Source organism: Actinosynnema sp. NPDC020468 (assembly GCF_040642015.1).
In the GTDB taxonomy this organism is placed as follows: domain Bacteria; phylum Actinomycetota; class Actinomycetes; order Mycobacteriales; family Pseudonocardiaceae; genus Actinosynnema.
Genome location: NZ_JBFAEO010000085.1, coordinates 1 through 17,690 on the forward strand (window position 1 = coordinate 1; position 17,690 = coordinate 17,690).

At 73.9% G+C, this 17,690-nt stretch carries 14 protein-coding genes; 3 read left to right on the top strand and 11 right to left on the bottom strand.

Annotated features, from left to right (window positions below; translation table 11 throughout):
• Positions 1–13: 13 nt before the first annotated feature.
• The 9 genes from AB0G50_RS34860 to AB0G50_RS34900 form a co-directional block, all read right to left on the bottom strand.
• On the bottom strand, positions 14–751 hold the full coding sequence (locus AB0G50_RS34860; RefSeq protein ID WP_360118004.1) for an SDR family oxidoreductase: 738 nt from the start codon (positions 749–751) through the stop codon (positions 14–16).
• Positions 751–1,734, bottom strand: a complete 984-nt coding sequence (locus tag AB0G50_RS34865; protein WP_360118007.1) for a methyltransferase — start codon at positions 1,732–1,734, stop codon at positions 751–753. The genes AB0G50_RS34860 and AB0G50_RS34865 overlap by 1 nt, the downstream gene beginning before the upstream one ends.
• Positions 1,731–2,858 (bottom strand): zinc-binding dehydrogenase, encoded by a 1,128-nt coding sequence (locus tag AB0G50_RS34870; protein ID WP_360118010.1) that lies wholly within the window; start codon positions 2,856–2,858, stop codon positions 1,731–1,733. The genes AB0G50_RS34865 and AB0G50_RS34870 overlap by 4 nt, the downstream gene beginning before the upstream one ends.
• A complete protein-coding gene (locus AB0G50_RS34875) occupies positions 2,859–3,596 on the bottom strand; it encodes a dienelactone hydrolase family protein (RefSeq protein ID WP_360118013.1) in 738 nt (245 codons plus the stop codon). It abuts the gene before it with no gap.
• A 34-nt stretch (positions 3,597–3,630) separates the two neighbouring features.
• Complete coding sequence (locus tag AB0G50_RS34880) at positions 3,631–4,497, bottom strand: branched-chain amino acid ABC transporter permease (RefSeq protein WP_360118015.1); 867 nt, start codon at positions 4,495–4,497, stop codon at positions 3,631–3,633.
• Positions 4,498–4,510: 13 nt separating this feature from the next.
• Entirely contained in the window at positions 4,511–5,671 is a 1,161-nt protein-coding gene (locus tag AB0G50_RS34885) for an ABC transporter substrate-binding protein (protein ID WP_360118018.1), read from the bottom strand.
• Positions 5,672–5,703: 32 nt separating this feature from the next.
• Complete coding sequence (locus AB0G50_RS34890) at positions 5,704–7,428, bottom strand: ATP-binding cassette domain-containing protein (RefSeq protein WP_360118021.1); 1,725 nt, start codon at positions 7,426–7,428, stop codon at positions 5,704–5,706.
• A 2-nt stretch (positions 7,429–7,430) separates the two neighbouring features.
• Positions 7,431–8,144 (bottom strand): ABC transporter ATP-binding protein, encoded by a 714-nt coding sequence (locus AB0G50_RS34895; protein ID WP_360118024.1) that lies wholly within the window; start codon positions 8,142–8,144, stop codon positions 7,431–7,433.
• 190 nt (positions 8,145–8,334) lie between these two features.
• The gene (locus AB0G50_RS34900; protein ID WP_360118027.1) at positions 8,335–10,251 is read right to left on the bottom strand and encodes a primary-amine oxidase; all 1,917 of its coding nucleotides are present in this window, start codon (positions 10,249–10,251) and stop codon (positions 8,335–8,337) included.
• A gap of 144 nt (positions 10,252–10,395) precedes the next feature.
• Between AB0G50_RS34900 and AB0G50_RS34905 the strand changes: the two genes are divergently transcribed.
• Both AB0G50_RS34905 and AB0G50_RS34910 read left to right on the top strand, forming a co-directional pair.
• On the top strand, positions 10,396–11,499 hold the full coding sequence (locus AB0G50_RS34905) for a class II histone deacetylase (protein ID WP_360118030.1): 1,104 nt from the start codon (positions 10,396–10,398) through the stop codon (positions 11,497–11,499).
• A gap of 464 nt (positions 11,500–11,963) precedes the next feature.
• Positions 11,964–15,203 carry a hypothetical protein gene (locus AB0G50_RS34910; protein ID WP_360118033.1) on the top strand — a complete coding sequence of 1,080 codons (3,240 nt, stop codon included), beginning with the start codon at positions 11,964–11,966 and terminating at the stop codon, positions 15,201–15,203.
• A gap of 331 nt (positions 15,204–15,534) precedes the next feature.
• Here the strand turns inward: AB0G50_RS34910 and AB0G50_RS34915 are convergent, their stop codons facing one another.
• Positions 15,535–16,290 (bottom strand): hypothetical protein, encoded by a 756-nt coding sequence (locus tag AB0G50_RS34915; RefSeq protein ID WP_360118036.1) that lies wholly within the window; start codon positions 16,288–16,290, stop codon positions 15,535–15,537.
• Between the two features lie 97 nt (positions 16,291–16,387).
• Entirely contained in the window at positions 16,388–17,044 is a 657-nt protein-coding gene (locus AB0G50_RS34920) for a Crp/Fnr family transcriptional regulator (protein ID WP_360118039.1), read from the bottom strand.
• A 143-nt stretch (positions 17,045–17,187) separates the two neighbouring features.
• On the opposite strand from AB0G50_RS34920, the gene AB0G50_RS34925 reads away from it, so the two are divergent.
• The gene (locus AB0G50_RS34925) at positions 17,188–17,595 is read left to right on the top strand and encodes a VOC family protein (RefSeq protein ID WP_360118042.1); all 408 of its coding nucleotides are present in this window, start codon (positions 17,188–17,190) and stop codon (positions 17,593–17,595) included.
• Positions 17,596–17,690 lie beyond the last annotated feature (95 nt).

Genomic DNA, 17,690 nt, shown 5'->3' on the forward strand with positions numbered 1-17,690 from the left:
GGTCGGGCCGAGGTCAGTTGCCGAGCAGCTGGCCGCCGTCGACCGGCAGCACGGTCCCGGTCACGTGCCGGGTCGCGTCCGAGGCGAGCAGCAGCACGATCGGGACCAGGTCGTCGGTGACCGCGATGCGGCGCAGCGGGATCCGGTCCGTCCAGAACTTCTTCGCCGCGTCGTCGGCCATCGCCCGCGAGGTCAGCGCCGTCTCCACCGGTCCGGGCGCGACCGCGTTGACCCGCACGCCGAACTGCGCGAACTCCAGCGCGGCCGAGCGGGTCAGGGCGTTCATCGCGGCCTTGGTCGCCTCGTAGTGGCCCAGGCCGACGGTCGGCTGGAACGAGCCCGCCGAGCTGATGTGCACGATCGAGCCACCCCGCCCGGCCGCCGCCATCACCTCGCCGACCGCCTGGGTCACCAGGAAGGTGCCGCGCACGTTCACCGCGAGCACCGCGTCCACCGCCTCGACCGGCAGGGTCAGCAGCGGACCGCCGCCGCCGACCACGCCCGCCGCGTGCACCAGCACGTCGATCGGGCCCAGCTCGTGCAGCGTCCGCGCCACCGCGGCGCGGACCGAGTGCTGCTCGCGGACGTCCATCTCCACGCCCAGCGCGCCGATGGCCTCGGCGTGCCGCAGCGCGGCGCCCTTGTCGAGGTCGGCGACCGCGACCCGGTAGCCCGCCTTGGCCAACCCGGTCGCGATCGCGCTGCCGATGCCGCCCGCCGCGCCGGTGACTAACGCGACCTTCGCGGGCATCAGACCGCCTCGGCGATCACGACTCGGGGGCTGCCCGGCAGCGGCCGCGTCTCCAGCACCTTCCAGCCGGTCTCGGCCAGCCACTCGTGCACCTCGGCCTCCGGGTACACCACGGTGCCGTCGACCACCAGGTACTCGCCCGCCAGCACCGGGTCGAGCCGGCGGGCGTCGGCGGCCAGCAGCAGGAAGTCCAGCACCAGCACCCGGCCGCCGGGCTCGACGACCGACCGCGCGGCGCGCAGGATCCGCTTGTTCTGCTCGGCGTCGAAGCGGTGGATGACGTGCTCGAGCAGCACCGCGTCGTAGGTGCCGGGCACCTCGTCGGTCAGCGGGTCGGCCGCGTGGAAGGAGATCCGGTCCGCGACACCGGCGGGCACCGAGCCGCGCACCGACTCGACGGAGTCGGCCGGGCCGACGAACGCGCCGGTCAGCTCCGGGTTGCGGGCGGCCGCCTCGGCGAGGAACGCCGCGGACAGGCCGCCCAGGTCGAGCACGCTGCGGTGCAGGCGGAAGTCGTAGTGCTCCGCCAGCATCACGGCGTGCAGGGAGTTGTAGGTCTGCACCCCGTTCAGGAAAGCGCCCATGTTCGCCTCGCCGAGTTCGAACGGTCCGGGTTGAGCGGTGCGCATCGACTGCGTGTAGTGCAGCCAGTGCGGGTAGGACAGGGCGTCCCAGAACGCCAGCCACGGGCGCAGGTCCAGCCCTTCGCGTCCGGCCAGGTAGGCCTCGGACACCGGTGTGTTGCGGTAGCGGCCCTCCTCGTGCGCGAGGATGCCGAGGCCGACCATCGCGTCGGCGAGGATGCGCGCCGACCGCTCGGGCAGCTCGGCCCGCTCCGCCAGTTCGAGCGCGGTCGCGGGCCCGAGGCCGAGCGCCGAGAACACGCCCAGCTCGCTCGCCGCGAAGAGCTGCTTCGCGCTCATGTAGCCGGTCGCGACGTCGACCAGCGGAGTGGGGTCGACGAGGGGAGTGGGTTCGGTCATGACAGTGCCTCCTGGTCCAGTGCGGGGTTGACGACGGCCTTGACCGCGACCATCGACGCCAGGTCCCTGATGGCCCGTTCCGCGCCGGACAGGCCGACGGGTGCGGAGAACATGGCGTCCCAGTCGAAGCGGTCGGCGAACGCCGACAGGAAGTCCAGCCCGCGGGCGAGGTCGCCCACGTCGCCGTTGAGGGAGCCGACGACGCGCAGTTCGCGGCTCAGCACCACGTCGAGCGGCACGGGCGCGGCGTCCGGGCCCGTGAGGCCGACGACCACGTGCGTGCCGCGCTTGGCGCACATCAGCACGCCCTCGCGGTTCGCGGTCGGCGCGCCCGCGAAGTCCAGCACCAGCTCGGCGCCGCGCGCGCCGGTCAACTCCTCGACCTGGGCGACCCGCTCGTCCGGGTCGGTCACCTCGGTCACGTCGATGGTGCTGTCCGCGCCGAACTTCTCGACCAGCGCGAGCCGGTCCGCCGGTCCGCCGACCACGATCACGTGGCCCGCGCCCGCCGCCCGCGCCACGGCCGTCGCCACGACGCCGAGCGGGCCGGAGCCCTGCACGACGACCGTCGAGCCCGGCGTGACGCCGCCGCCGTTGGCGAACGCGCGCAGCACGGTCTTCACCGCGCACCCGGCGGAGGCCGCCCAGTGGTCGGGCATCGAGTCGGCGAGCACCAGCCGGTGCGCGCCTGGCGGCAGGTAGGCGTACTCGGCGAGGCCGCCGATCGCGTAGGGCCACCGGTCGGCCCGCTGGGCGAAGCCGTAGCCGCGCTCCGCGCACAGCACGGGCTCGCGCAGCACCGTGCAGCCGTGGCAGTGGCCGCACACCGACTCCGACCACACGAGCCTCGTGCCGACGGTCACCGGCCGGCCCTGCGCGTCCCGGTCCGCGCCCGCGCCCAGCGACACGACCTCGCCCGCCATCTCGTGGCCCAGCACCATCGGCAGCCGGGCGAACGGCAGCGCGCCGCGCCACAGCAGCGCGTCCGTGCCGCACAGCGTGGCCCGGGTGATCCGCACGATCGCCGCGCCCGCGGGCAGCTCGGCGGGCAGCGGGATCCGCACCACGTCGAGCGTCCCGCCGAACTCGGTGAGCACGGCGGCGCGGGTCGACCTCGGGTGCATTCAGACCTCCGTGCGGCCGTGCCGCGCGAGGAAGGCGCCGAGCCGCTCCCAGGCGTCGGCGGAGGCGTCCGCCTGCCCGGGCAGGTCGCCGTCGAAGAACGAGTGCGGCGCGTCCGGGTACAGCTCGAACTCGTTCTCCACGCCCAGCGCGGTCAATTCGCGCTCGAAGGCCAGGTTGTCCTCGACGGTGGTCAGCACGTCGCCGCCCGCGGCCAGCACCAGCAGCGGCCGGGCCATGCCGGGGATCAGCTCGCGGCACTCGGCGGGTCGGCCGTAGAAGCCGGCCGCGCCCGACAGCCGGGGCTCCAGCGCCGACTGGCCCCAGGACATCGCGCCACCGAGCGAGAAACCGACGGTGAACGCCCACGCGACGGGGCCCGCCGAGCCGGAGAGCAGGTGGTCGACGCCGGCCTTGATGTCCTCGCGGGCGGCGGCCCAGTCCAGCCGGGAGACGTAGGCGTACCCGTCGAAGCCCGGCCCGCGGTCGTCGTCCGCGGCCAGCCTGCCGTAGTAGTCGAGCACCACGGCGGCCACGCCGGACGCGGCGAACCGGCGGGCGAGACCGCGGTAGAACTCGTGCGCGCCCCGCACGTCGGGCAGCAGCACGACCCCCGCGCCGGTCGGTCGCGCGGGCACGGCCTCGTAGGCCAGGAACGCGACACCGTCGGAGGACGTCAGCCGCAGTTCGCCCGCGTGCACGAGCGCGCCCGGGTCGGGCGTCTCGTCACGGTGACTCATGGCGGTCCTTCCGGGGGTGGTCGGTCGGGGGTGGTCAGGAGGCGGTGTCCCAGCGGTCACCGCGCCGGGTCCACAGCAGGACGGCGAGGATCACCACGAACGGCAGCACGCCGCGGTACTGCTGGAGCGCGTCGACGGTGCCCGCGACGTTCTGGAGCACGCCGAGGCCGACGCCGCCGACGAACGTCCAGAGGAAGCTGCGGAACGAGCCGACCAGCGCCGCGGCCAGCGCGGGCGTGATCAGCAGGGCCTGGGAGCCGAAGTTGGTGGCCAGCTGCGGCGCGATGATCATGATCGCCAGCGCGCTGGCCGCGCCCGCCACGCCCCACACCACCATCGACAGCCGCGGCACCGCGACGCCGAGGAGCTCCGCGGTCGTCGGCCGCTCGGACATCGCCCGCAGCAGCAGACCGGTCCGGGTGCGCCGCAGCAGCACCGTCGGCAGCACGGCGAACAGCACCGCGAGCAGCATGGTGACCACCGCGGTCCAGGTGATCACCACGCCGCCCAGGGTGAGCGCCGCGCCGTCGAACGGCATCGGGAACCGGTGCGGGTGCTGCGCGCCGAACAACCGGAGGCCGGCCGCGACGAGCACGACGAAGACGGCGATCGTGACCGCCGCCTTCGCCGCCTCGGTCGCCTCCGAGAACCAGCGGCTCATCACCACGCCCAGGCCCATGTGCAGGAGCGCGGCGACGACCAGTCCCGCCGGCACCGCGAGCGCCAGCGGCACCCCGGCCTCGTACGAGACGACCATCGCGAACGCGCCGAACCCGCCGACGGCGGCCTGGGCGAAGTTGACGACCGCCACGAGCCGGTAGGTCAGCAGGGTCGACAAACCCATGAGGGCGTACGCCCCACCGGTGACCAGGCCCGCGATGGCCGCGGAGAGTTGCAGCACGACCGGCCCCGGATCAGGCCGGGATCTCGATGAACGTGTCGTCCACGACGGCCCACTTCAGACCGGTGAGCGCGACGATCTTCGCGGACTGGTTCGGCGCGTGGACCCCCTCCGGTCCGAAGACGAACGGCGTGCCGACCATCGGGTCGTCGATCGGCGTCATGGTCTTGAGCGCCTCGTTGACCGAGTTCCGGTTGATCTCGCCCTTGATCGACTTCAGCACGTCGACCATGAACTTCGCGGACAGGTAGCCGCCCTGGGAGAACGCCGTCGCGCTCGCGCCGCCCCGGGTGACCGCGTCGCGCCACTTGGCGTTCGCGAGGCTGTTCGAGGTGAACGGCTCGAACTCGGAGCCCGCGTAGATGCTCAGGCCCAGCGGTCCGACGGCCTTGGCCACGCCGTCGGTGTAGGACGGCGCGAGCAGCAGGTAGTCGACGTCGGTCATGCCCTGGGTCTTCGCGGCCGTCAGGAACGGCACGACCATGTTCTCGGACGTGTTGTACATGATCGCGTCGCAGCCGGCCTGCTTGAACTTCACCAGGTACGGGACCGGGTCGATGTTCTGCTCGGTGGTCATCTCGTTGACCTTGAGCTTGAGCCCGCTGAGCCGCTGCCACTTGTCCAGCGCGACCTTGACGGCGTCCTCGCTGCCCGGCAGCACGACGGTCAGGTTGCAGATGTTCTTGTCGCCGAGCTTCTGCGACGCGTGCAGCAGCACCGCGGTCATCAGCGTGAACGGACCGACGTTGACCGGCGCGATCTGCGAGCTGTCGTAGCACTTCGGGCTCGCGCCGACGGCCATGATCGAGCTGATCTTCTGCTCGCGGTAGAACGCGTCGTTGACGTCGCAGTCGGTGAAGCTCGCGGAGCCGGTCATCGCCACGACGCCCGCGTCGTTCAGCTCGCGCGCCACCTGCGCGGTCCGCTGGGGGTCGCCCGCGTCGTCCTTGACCAGGTACTCGATCTTCTTGCCGTTGACGCCACCGGCGTCGTTGGTGTCGTCGAAGACGCGCTGCGCGGTCTTCGCGACCTCCTCGGTGATGAACGTGCCGGTGATGCCGACGATCCCACCGATCTTGATGGTGTCGTCCGAACCGGAACCACAACCCGCTAGCACGGATGCCGCGAGCGTCGCCGACGCGAGGACGGCACCCGCCTTGTGGTGCGCTCTCATTGCTGTGTTGTTTCCCTTCGGGGGTGGCGGAGTCAGTGGGTGGCGGTGCCGAGGTATGCGGTTACCACGGCGGGGTCGGACAGCACGTCGTCCGGCGGGCCGGAGGCGATCACGCGGCCGAAGTCCATGACCACGACGGAGTCGCAGGTGGACCTGACCAGTTCGATGTCGTGCTCCACGAGCAGCACGGAGGTGTCGAACCGGTCGGGGATCTCGGCGAGACGGCGCTGGAGCAGGTGCGTCTCGGCACCGGAGTGGCCGGCGGCGGGCTCGTCCAGCAGCAGCACCGGCGGCGCGCCGAGCGACAGGCCGGCGACCTCGAGCAGGCGGCGGGTGGCGACGTCGACGAGCTCCATCGGCACGTCCGCGTCGGGGCAGCGGAACAGGGCCAGCTGCTCGTCGGTCTCCCGCGCGGTCAGCGTCCGGCCGGCGGCGACCTGGAGGAACATGCCCACGGTCAGCGCGGTCGGCACCCTCAACTGCTGGAAGCTGCGGCGCAGGCCCGCGCGGGACCGGAGGTGGGCGGGCAGCCGGTCGACCGGTCGGTCGCCGAGCAGCACCTGGCCCTCGTACCGGTCGGTGAAGCCGGTGATGGTGTTGATCAGGGTCGACTTGCCCGCGCCGTTGGGACCGACGAGGCCGACGATGTGCCCCTTCGGCAGCACCAGGTCGACGTGGTCGACGGCGGTCAGCGCGCCGAACCGCACGGTCAGCCCGCGCACCTCCAGCGCGGCGGGCGCGTGCGGGTCGCGCGGCCAGCGCGGCGGCGCCTCCGGCACGACGACCGCGGTGACGCGTCGGGGACCGGCCGCCGCCTTGCGCCGCCGGCGCGCGGCCCGGATCAGGTCGGTCTGGCTCGCGCCCAGCCGCAGCACCTGCACCGCGCCGATCCCGAAGAACAGGGCGCTGAGGTCCTGCGGCACGCCGACCGCGTCGAGGAGCACCGGGAACACCACGCCGAGCACACCGCCCGCGATCGCGCCCTCGACGTTGTTCGTGCCGACGAACAGGGCGATCGCGAAGAACGTGACGGAGGCGAACGACGCGAAGTTGCCCGCCGACACGAAGCCGAGCTGACCGGCCAGCAACCCGCCGCCGACGCCCGCGACGAACGCGCTGAGCGCGAACGCGGTCAGCTTGCCCTTGGCGACGCTGATGCCGTGCGCGGCGGCGGCCCGCTCCGAGTGCCGGATCTCGACCAGCGCGCCGCCCGCCCGGCTGCGGTCGAGGTACCGCAGGCCGACGAAGATCGCCGCGACCACCGCGACGGTGAACACGAAGTACCCGGCGTCGTCGGTGAAGCCGTCGGGTCGCCGGACCAGGTCGTACTTGTCCAACCCGGGGTAGGGGACGCCGCGGAACACGACGTCGAGCGCGGTGGCGAACGCGAACGTGGCGACCGCCAGGCTCATGCCGCGCAGCCGCAGCGCGGGCAGCGCGATGACCAGGCCCGCGACCACGGCGGCCAGCCCGCCGAGCGGCAGCCAGACGTAGAACCCGCCGGGCACGTCGGCGACGTTGGCCCAGCCGACCACCCACGCGCCCAGCGCGGCGAAGCTGAGCTGGCACAGCGAGATGACACCCGCGCGACCGGTGATGAGGCCGTAGCTCTGCATGAACACGGTGGTGATCGCGGCGCCGGTGAGCAGGAAGAGCACGTAGCTGGACGCGAAGCCCGCCACGAGCGCGGTGCACGCGGCGGTCACGAGCAGGCCGAGCACCACCGGGTGCGGTCTGCGGACAGGGACGGACGCCACCCTCACACCCCGGTCCGGGCCGGCGCCTGCCCCAGGTAGAGGGCGCGCAGCAGGTGCCGGTCGGCCATCAGGGACGCGCCGTCGCCCTCGAACACGATCCCGCCGCGCGACATCACGTAGGCGCGGTCGGAGACGCGCAGGGCGAGCGCGGCGAACTGCTCCACCAGCAGCACGCCCATGCCCTGGTCGGCGAGCGCGCGCACGGCCCGGGCCAGCCGTTCCACCACGATCGGGGCGAGGCCCAGCGACATCTCGTCGATCAGCAGGAACCGCGGCTCGCCCAGCAGCGCCCGGCCGATCACGAGCATCTGCTGCTCGCCGCCGGACAGCAGGCCCGCGGGCACGTGCGACTGCTTCCGCAGCTCCGGGAAGAGGTCGAACACCCGGTCCGGACGCTGGTCGGGCCGGCACGCCGCGCGCAGGTTGTCCACCAGGGACAGCTCGCGGAACACCGCCCGGTTCTGCTCGACGTGCGCGAGGCCCGCGCGGGCCCGTCGCCACGCGCGCTTGCGCTCGATCCGCTCACCACCGAGCGTGATCCGGCCGGCGGAGATCGGGATCGCGCCCGACACGCCTTCGAGCAGGGTCGTCCTCCCGGAGCCGTTGGCGCCGAGCAGCACGGTCACCGAACCGGCGTCCACGTGCAGCGAGACGTCCCGGACGACGGTCAACCCCGACCTGTCGACGGACACGTCCTCTATGGACAGCACACTCACCGAATCGACCGTCCTGTCAGTACTTCCCAGTGGTCCGCACAGGGTGGTCCCGTGACGCCGGTCTCCCGGTCCGTAGAAATACCGAATTGACGCCCGATGGATTGCCGCTACGCCCGGACTGTGGCAGTACGGCCCCGAGCGCCCGGCCCCGTTCCGGGCAGCGGGCGCTCGGTGGCCGCGTTCGCGTGGATCAGTGGGAACAGCCGCACTGGCCGGGCGGGCAGTGCGCGCACCCGGTCAGGTCCGGCACGTCCAGCGCCGGGTTGCGGTCCAGGAAGCCGTGCGGCCGCAGCATGAAACCGCTGTAGTCCACCGGCATGACCGGCCAGTCCTCCGGGCGGGGCAGGTGGGTCGGGCCGAACACGTGCCACAGCACGAGGTCCTCGTCCACCAGCGGACGGTCGCCCGCGGTGTAGGCGGGCAGGCCCGCGCCGCCGGGGTGCTGGTTGGGGAAGTCGCCCGCCGGGTAGCGCTCGTCCTCGGCGAACTTCGTGACCCAGAGGTGCTTGGTGGCGAACGCGGCCCGGCCGTGCACGGTCGCGTCCTCCTGGGCCAGCAGCGTCGGGCCGGGCTTGGGCACGAGCTGGTAGGCGCGCTGCTTGCCCAACCGGTTCAGGTTGTCCGCGCTCTTGACGAGCCAGGTGCGGCCGACCGCGGTGTCCGCGAGCCGCTGGGCGCCGTGCTCGGACTCCAGCACCGTCGACTTGAACGTGAAAGCGTTGCCGCGCGGGTTGTCCGGACCGGTCGGCAGCCGCACGAAGTCGACCTCCTCCACGGTGTTGCGGTCGCCGCCGACCTCGGCGTCCAACCGCGCGCAGAACAGGTGCTGGTGCACCGGCGCGAGCAGGCCGGGCGCGATCTGGGCGGCGTACGGCGACTCCTCGCCCGCGCCGCAGAACACCACGCCGGTGGCCTTGGCCTCGAGCTCGATCGTGCCGTCGAGGTAGAAGTACCAGAAGAAGCCGTAGTCGTAGTTGCCGATGGTGGTGAAGAACGACACCACGAGCCGCCGCGACCGGCGCACGTCCGACGCTCCGGTGAGGATGTTGGTGTGCTTCCACAGCACGCCGTAGTCCTCTTCGTGCATGCACACGACCTGCGGGATCGTCACCGGGTTGCCGTGGTCGTCGGCCACCGCGGCGTCGAAGTAGTGGATCACGCCGAGGCAGTCGCAACCCAGCTTGAGGGAGTTGGCGTTCTTGCCGAGCAGGTACTCGCCGGCGTCGAAGTAGCTGATCCAGTTGCGCCACGGCGCGGGGTCGCCGTAGGGGACCACCATCTCGGGCATCGACGCCCGGTAGAGCACCGGCGTGTCCTGGAAGCCGATCTGGTGCAGGGTGAGGCCTTCGCGGGCGTTGAAGCCGACCCGGAACCGCCAGCCCTCCCAGGTGACCTCGCTGCCGTCGACGGCGAAGCTGACGCCCTCGGGCTGGGTGATGGAGATCGGCTTGAGCGTGGTGCGCGGCTCGTAGCCGGTGTAGTTGCCGTGCTCGGCGGGCACCGGGTCGTCGCCGCGGTCGGTCACCCGCAGCACCTCGCCGGTGATCAGGTCGACCTCGGCGAGCAGTCCCTCGACCGGGTGGGCCCACGGGCTGTCGTCCACGTGGTCGCGCAGGAACGTCAACGCGCGGAGATACCTGCGGTCGTTGCCGAACTCCTCCTCGAAGGAACCGGGCGACAGCGGCGCGACGAACGCCAGTTCGAGCTTCTCGACACCACGCCGGAGCATGGCGGCCTGCCAGCGCGGGTCGGCGCGCACCAGGTCGGCGCAGCGGTCGTACTCCTCGAACAGGATCGGCGCGCGGCCGTCCGCGGCGGCCAGGTCCTCAAAGGACTCCAGCGTGCCGGTCGCGGCGTCCACCACGGCCTGCGAGGTCACGCCGGTCGTCACGTCCAGCAGCACGGCGAGCACCCGACGCGGCGCGGGCTCGCCCGGCTGATGGGTCCTGACCAGCGACTTCGCCGGTTCGATCGGCAGCACGCTGGGGAAACGGGTGGTCTCGGTGACCTTCCCGGCAGCCACGAGCACGTCCCGCACCCGGGCGATCTCGGCCGCGGTCAGCGGGTCGAGCGGGTGCGTGGAAGTGGCCTGCGTAGGGGTTGTCATAGGAGTGGAGTATCCGTCCGTTCCCGGGGGCGGGCTTGGTGCTGTGCGTACCGGGTTTGTGCGGCAGTGCACGTTCGCTGCGGGACAAGCGGCGAGCACTGCCCGACAAGCGTTCCGCGTCCGGTCCGGGTGAGGATTCGCCGCATGTCGACGGGTTACGTGTACCACGAGCTGTACGGGTGGCACGACACGGGAACTCACGCCGGACTGCTCCCGGCGGACCCTCGACGCGGCCTCCAGCCGTTCCGGCACTTCGAGAACGCCGAGGCCAAGCGCCGCGTGCACGAACTCGTGGTGGCGACCGGCCTGGTCGACCGGCTGACCAGGCTCGCACCGCGTCCGGCGACGGACGAGGAGATCCTCCTCGTGCACACGCCGGAGCACCTGGCCCGGCTCACCGCGGCCAACGAGACCGGCGGCGACGCGGGTGACGGCGGCAGCCCGTTCGGCATCGGCGCGCTGGACATCGCCCGGCTCGCGGTCGGCGGCGTGACCCGGGCGTTCGAGTCCGTTGTGGACGGTGAGGTGGACAACGCCTACGCGCTGGTCCGCCCGCCGGGTCACCACGCGCTGCCGGACACCGGCATGGGCTTCTGCATGCTGGCCAACATCGCCATCGCGGCCCGCGCGGTGCGGGCCTCGCGCGGGGTCGGGCGGATCGCGGTCGTCGACCTCGACGTGCACCACGGCAACGGCACCCAGGCGGTGTTCGCCGAGGACCCGGACACGCTGACCATCTCGGTGCACCAGGACCGGGTGTTCCCGCCGAACTCGGGCTTCACCACCGAGCGCGGCACCGGCGCGGGCCACGGCTACGCGCTGAACCTCCCGCTGCCGCCGGGCACCGGCAACGGCGGCTACCTGGAGGCGTTCCACCGCGTCGTGCTCCCGGCCCTGCGCCGCTTCCGCCCCGACCTGATCCTGGTGGCTGCGGGCTTCGACGCGAACCCGGTCGACCCGCTGGCCCGGATGATGGTCACCGCCTCCGGCTACCGCACCCTCGCGAGCCTGCTCCTGGAGGCGGCGGTCGAGTTGTGCGGCGGCCGGATCGCGTTCGCCCACGAGGGCGGCTACGACCCGGTGTACGTGCCGTTCTGCGCGCACGCGGTGATCGAGGTGCTGGCCTGCGTGGAACAGCCGTTCGAGGACCCGTTCGGCCCGAACTTCGACAACCAGGGCCAGCAGGAACTGCAACCCCACCAGTCCGCCGCGATCGCCGAGGCCGAGGCCCTGCTCGCGGACATCTAGACCCGGTGGCCGCGCGACGACCAACCCGCGCGGCCACCGATCCCACCCCGACCGACGCGGTGGTGCAGGCGGCGGGCGAGTCCAGGACGCTCGCGTCGAAAGGGCGTACCGGCACCGGCTTCGCGCGTTGTGCCGCGCGCGGCCGCTGTTCCACCCCGCTGGGTGCTGGGTGCCGTTCTGCGGTGCGTGATTGCCGGGTGGGCGTCGAGGTGGCGCGGTGACGCCGGCTTGGTGTGTCCGCACGGCCGCTGTTCCACCCCGCTGGGTGCCCGTCCTGCGGTGGGTGATTCCCGGGTGCTCGTGCCGAGGTGGCGCGGCGACGCCGGCTTCGTGCGGTCCGCGCGGTCGCCGGGCCACCCCGCTCGGCGCGTCCGGCCGCGTGGCGTGGTGATCGCGTCCGTCCGGAGGCGGTCCGTGGTGGAAATCGGGTTCGGTTGGGGGATGGGGTGGGACAGAATCCGGTGGTGATCACCGCCGCCCGCCTGTTGGCCGAGGTCGACCCGCTGCCGGCCGACGCACGGCTCCGCCACGTCGCCCGCACCGCCCGCGCCCTGCCCGCCGCCGACCTCGACGCGCTGCTGTCCGACCTCGCCGCCCGCGACGCGTTCGCGGCCGGGCTCGGGGTGCACGCCGCCGTCGTCACGGGTCGGGTCGAGCACCTCGCGCGCGGCCTCGACTCCGGGCACCGGGACGTCGTCCGGCACGCGATCCGGGCCGGGGTGGCCGCCGGGGTGCCGGCCGACGCCTTCCTCACCCGGCTGCCGGGCTGGCCCACCGCCACCCGCAAGGCCCTCTATAGCGCCGTGCGCCGCCGCTCGGCCACCGGGCTCGCCGACGCGCTGCTGCCCCACGTGCTCGCGCACTACGGCGAGCCGGAGGCGGCCGCCCTGCTCGCGGCGTGCTCGGAGCCCGTCGTGCGGGCCGCGCTGCCCGGGCTGGAGCACGCGATCGTCAACTGGACCGTGCTCGCGCGCCGGTACCCCGACCTGTACCTGGACTTCGTGCGCGCCGAACTCGACGCCGCGCCGACGTCGTGGTGGCCCGCGGTGTGGGGCCGGTTGGGCGACGGTGTGCGGTCGCTCGCGATCACCGCGCCCGGCCGGGTGCTGGACCTGTTCGAGCTCGTGCTCCCGCACGTGCCGCTGAACTGGGGAAAGTCCGCCGGACCCCTGGCCAGGCACGCGCCGGACCGGGTCGCGGCGCTGCTGCTCGACCCCCGCCGCACCGGCCGGCCGCCGCACGGTCGTCCGCTGTGGACGGCGCTGGCGGGCCGACCGGACGACGTGCTCGCGGCGCTGGCCCGGGTGCTCGACGGGGAGCCGCTGGTCCGGTTCCTGCACGCGCTGCCGCCGTCGCGCCGGGCCGCCGCCTACGCGGGCGTGCGCCAGGACGAGGTGCGGCTCGACGTGCTGGACGAACTGCCGACCGCGGTGCGGGTGGCGCGGGCCCGGCGGTTGCTGGGGTTGCGCGAGGTCGCCGACGACCCGTCGACCCGGCTCGCGGTGACCGCCCGCCTCGACTGGGCCACCGCGCGGGAACCGCTGCGCGCGGCCACCGCGCGGGCCACCGCCGACGAACGGGCGCAGGCCTACCCGCTGTACCTGGGCGCGGCGGCGGCGACCCGGGACCCGGCGGAGTTCGGCGCGGTGCTCGCCGGGCTGCACCGGCTCGCGAACGAGCAGGACCCGGTCCGGACCCCCGCGTTGACCGCGCTCGCCCGGACGCCGTCGTGGCTGTTCCGCGACGAGGACGCGGTGTTCGTCGGCACGCTGCTGGTGGACGCGCTCCAGGCGCGGGACTGCTCGTGGTCGACCCGCAACGCGGTCGGCCAGGTGCTGGCGCGGCTGCTGCGCGAGGGCGTGCGGTCGGGCAAGCCGGCGCTGGTCGACACCGCGCTCGAGGTGTGGACCGCGCTGGGCGAGCACGCGCACTGGCTCGGCCTGAGCCGCGTCGCCGACGGCCTGCCGCGCGGTCTGGAGCACGGCGTGTTCGAGGCGTTGCGCGGCCGGATCCTCGCCGACGCCCGGCGCGGCCGGTTCACCGTGCTGTTCGAGCTGGTCAAGGGGCTGGACAAGCGGGCGTTCGCGCTCACCGAGGCGCAGCGGCTGCTGGACCGGGCGCGCGGCTCGGACCGGCACGACGTGGTGCGCGAGGCGGTGCGGCTGTGGCTGCGGCCGCCCGCGACCCGGCTCGAGCGGGCGGAGGTCGTGTTCCGCGCCGACCCGTCGACCGTGCTGCTGCCCGCCGTGCGCGACGTGCTGGGGTGGCGTCGCACCGACCTGCTGGACCAGGTGTTCGGCCGCCGGCTGCGCGGCCTGTTCGCGGGCGAGGACGCGGACCCGGTGCCGGCCTTCGACGGCTGCTTCCACCGGTGGCTGCCCCGGCAGGCGGCGGCGTACGCGGCGGACCTGGTGAGGGTGGCGTCCCAGCGCGACCTGCCCCGGAACCGGGCCGCGCACGCGATCGCGCTGCTCGGTCGGGTGCCGGGTTCGGTGGACCTGGTGCGACCGTTCGTCGCGAGCCCGCACGTGGCGGTGGCCGAGGCGGCGCTGGCCGCGCTGGCGTGGACCGACGACCCCGCTGCCGTGGTGCCGGACCTGCTCGCGCACGCCGGCACGGACCGCGCCCGGGTCGCGGTGTACGCGATCACCCGGTGCGCCCGGTTCACCACCGCGCAACGCCTGGCCGACCTGCTGACCCCGCTGCTGGTCGGCGGCAAGGTCACCGCGCGCAAGGAGGCCGTGCGGCTGCTGGCCGAGCACCGCGCGCCGGACGCGGCGGCCCGACTGGTCGCGCTGTGGCCCGCCGCGCACCGGGACGTGCGTCGCGCGCTGGTGTCGGCGGTCCGCTGGTACCTGGACGACGAGGCCGCCTGGACGTTGCTGGAGCACGCGGCCGGCGCCGAGCACGCGGTGGCCGTCGCCGTCCTCGACCGCGCGCCGCTGACCGTGTCACCCCGCCACCGCGCCCGCTACGCCCGGCTGGTGCGGACCGTGGCGACCTCGCCCGCGCCGGACACGGCCGTCCCGGGCCTCGCCGCGCTGCCGTCGTGGAGCCGCTGGGACGCGGGCGGCGTCGACGTGCTGGTGGACCTGGTGTCCGACCTGGCCGCGACGGCGACCTGGCGCGCCGCGCTGACCGCGTTGACGTCCCTGGTGGCCACGACCTCCGACGCCACCCCGCTGCTGACCGCGGTGACCCGCCTGCACGCCCGTGCCGCCGAGCACGACGCCGAACCCGACCGCGACCTGCCCGCCCGCCGCCGGATCGGCGCGCTGGCCGCCTCGGTCGCCGGGTCCCGGGCGCTGCGCGAGGTGGCCGCGGACCTGGCGACCGCGCTGGCCGAGTCCTACCGGCCGTGGGCGGTGGACCTGGCGGCGGCGGCCATCCCGTGGGACCGCCCGGACGCCGGCACCCGCCTGGCCGCGCTCGCCGCGCTGGCCACCACCCCGACGGCGGCCAGGCGCGCGGCGGACGCCGTCACCGACCACCTGACCACGGTCCTGCGCCGACTGCCGGAGGAGTCGGTGGTGGCGCTGGCGGACGGGGTGCCCGCACCCCACCTGGCCCTGGCCGTGACGGCGGCGGCGGGCCGGGACAGCGGCTGGCCCGACCACTGGCGCACCCGCCTGCGCGCCCTGCGCGCCCACCCCGACGAGGACGTCCGCGAGGCGGCCCTGGACGTGGTGACCGCCGAGGAGTAGCGCGACGACGTGCCTGAGCCACCACACGTGTGGTGGTTCCGACGCTCCGGCCGGGTTCGCGCGCAGGAGGTTCACGCCGCGGACGCGAGTGCACGGCGGTGGCTCGCCACGAGCCCGCCGCGAGGTCGGGCGGACCGGACGACGAACGCGGCCGCGCCCCGGGTGGTGCGGCCCTGGCCCCGCCGGTCGAGTCGGCCGGGTCGCGGGTCGACGTGCGGATTTCCGGGCCGCGCGCCCGGGAGCCTCGCGAGGTCGGGCGTCTTGCGGGCCGGGTCACGAACACCGCCGCGGGCTCGGAGGTGCGGTCCGCGGCCGGGCGCGAGGTGCCGCGTCACGGCCGGCGGTGCGCGTACTGGTGCACGCCGCCCTCGATGGTGCCCGCCTGCACGACCGGGCCGCGGACGTCGTGCGCCACGTTGCGCACCGAACCGGGCCGACCCGACCGAACCCGGTCCGGCGTGGGGGCGGTGGTCGGGGCGAAGCCCGATGCCAGGAGGTCGCCGGTGGGTGTCGGCACGCGGAGGTAGGCGGTGCCCCGGTACGCCTTCACCGCGACCGGCACCTCCACGTAGTGCTCGGGCGGGTCGGCGGCGTAGCCGGTGAGCACCGCGTCCTCGTACGCGCGTGCCGAGACGACCGCGGCCACCCTGGTGGCCTCGCCGGAGCGGGCGAGGAGGGCCTTCACCGGGTCCGAGTCGAGCAGTCGGTGGGTTTCCACCCGGGCCGCGCCGCTGCCCGAGCTGATCGTGGGCACTCCGGTGTCGGTCATCGGGCCCACGTTCACGCTGGCCCGCAGCCGCAGCACCGACCGCTGCGCCAACTCCTCCTGGAGCGCGCCCAGCAGCGGGTTCAGCAGGAACGGCAGGACCGCCGACGGGAAGCCGACCGCGTAGCCGTCGCCCGTGGTCACGCCGAACCGCTGCTCCCGCCACGCGTCGCCGAGCCCGCACCGCCCGAACGCGCCCGCGAGCAGGACCGGGATCGACTCGGTGATCCCGGCGTGGTCGCGGCCCGGACGTCCGCTGAAGTCCTTGACGTCCACCACCAGCAACGCCCGGTACGGCGGCAACTCCTCCGTCACGTGCACGCGTCCTCCTCGGCCGAACGGCGGGTCAGGGGAGGAAGCGTCACCGAGACCGCACTATCGCGGTGTCCGCCGACGGACCATTCGAGGGTGACGGCGGTCACAGATCGGCCAGTCGGCGCAGTGCCCGCACGTCCGCGACGACCAGTCGCGGCCCCGGCCCGAGCGCGCCCGCCACCCGGAACTCCCGGACGTGCCGCGCCACCGTGCTGCGCACCAGCCCCAGCGCCTCGGCCACCTCGGCCTGCGAGAACGGCACCAGCGCCGGGTCGGCCGCGCCGTCGGCCAGCGACACCACCTCGAGCATCAACCCGGCGATCCGCCGCGCCGGGCCGTGGTGGGCCAACCGGACCTGGTGCGGCACCGTCTGGGACAGCTTGGTCAGCACGTACTCGCCGAACGCCGCGTGCGCGCCGCACCGGTCGAGGAACGCCCGGAACGCGGTGTCCGGCACGCACCGGGCCCGGCAGTCGTCCACGGCCACCACGGTCGCGGTCCGCGGCCGCGGCACGGGCGAGCCGCCCGCGATCTCGCCGACCACGTCGCCCGCGCCGCGCAACGTCAGCAGCACCTGCCCGCCGTCGGCCTCCGCGGCCAGCACCTTGACCCGGCCGGACACCAGCGGCAGCACGGTCGAGCCGATCGAGCCCTGCAACATCAGCACGTCGCCGCGCCGGAACCGGCGGTCGAGGCCGAGGGCGAGGAGGGCCTGCCACCTCTCCTCGCCGAGCAGCAACCGGAAACCCCTCGGGTGCACGCCCAGTGACTACCGCGCACAGGCCGTCGGTGACGATCGTTCGGACCCACTTCCACCCGAACGGACCGACGGGTCGTCCGGGTGGCGGCAGGGGGGTCCGACTGCGAGGATGCGGCTGCTCCGACCCGACCAAGGAGGACCTCGTGGCCTCTCGGCTCAACCCCTACATCAGCTTCCGGGACGACGCGCGCCAGGCGCTGGAGTTCTACGAGAGCGTGTTCGGCGGCACCCTGACGATCAGCACCTTCGGCGAGTTCAGCCCGCCCGGCACCCCCGGCGGCGACGGCGTCATGCACGGCCAGCTCGAAACCCCGTCCGGCTACACGATCATGGCCGCCGACACCCCGCCCGGGATGGAGCACAACCCGGGCACCAACATCACGGTGAGCCTCAGCGGCGACGACGGCGACGAGTTGCGCGGCTACTTCGCCAAGCTCGCCGAGGGCGGCAACGTCACCGTGCCGCTGGAGAAGCAGATGTGGGGCGACGAGTTCGGCTCGGTCGTCGACCGCTTCGGCGTGCCGTGGCTGGTCAACATCAGCGGTCGCTGACCCGACCCGGTCGGTGGGGGGCCCCGGGGGCGGCCGGCGCCACACCAACCCCGGAAATATGTATAAAATCGTCTTTAGCTGCCGAGCAGAATTAA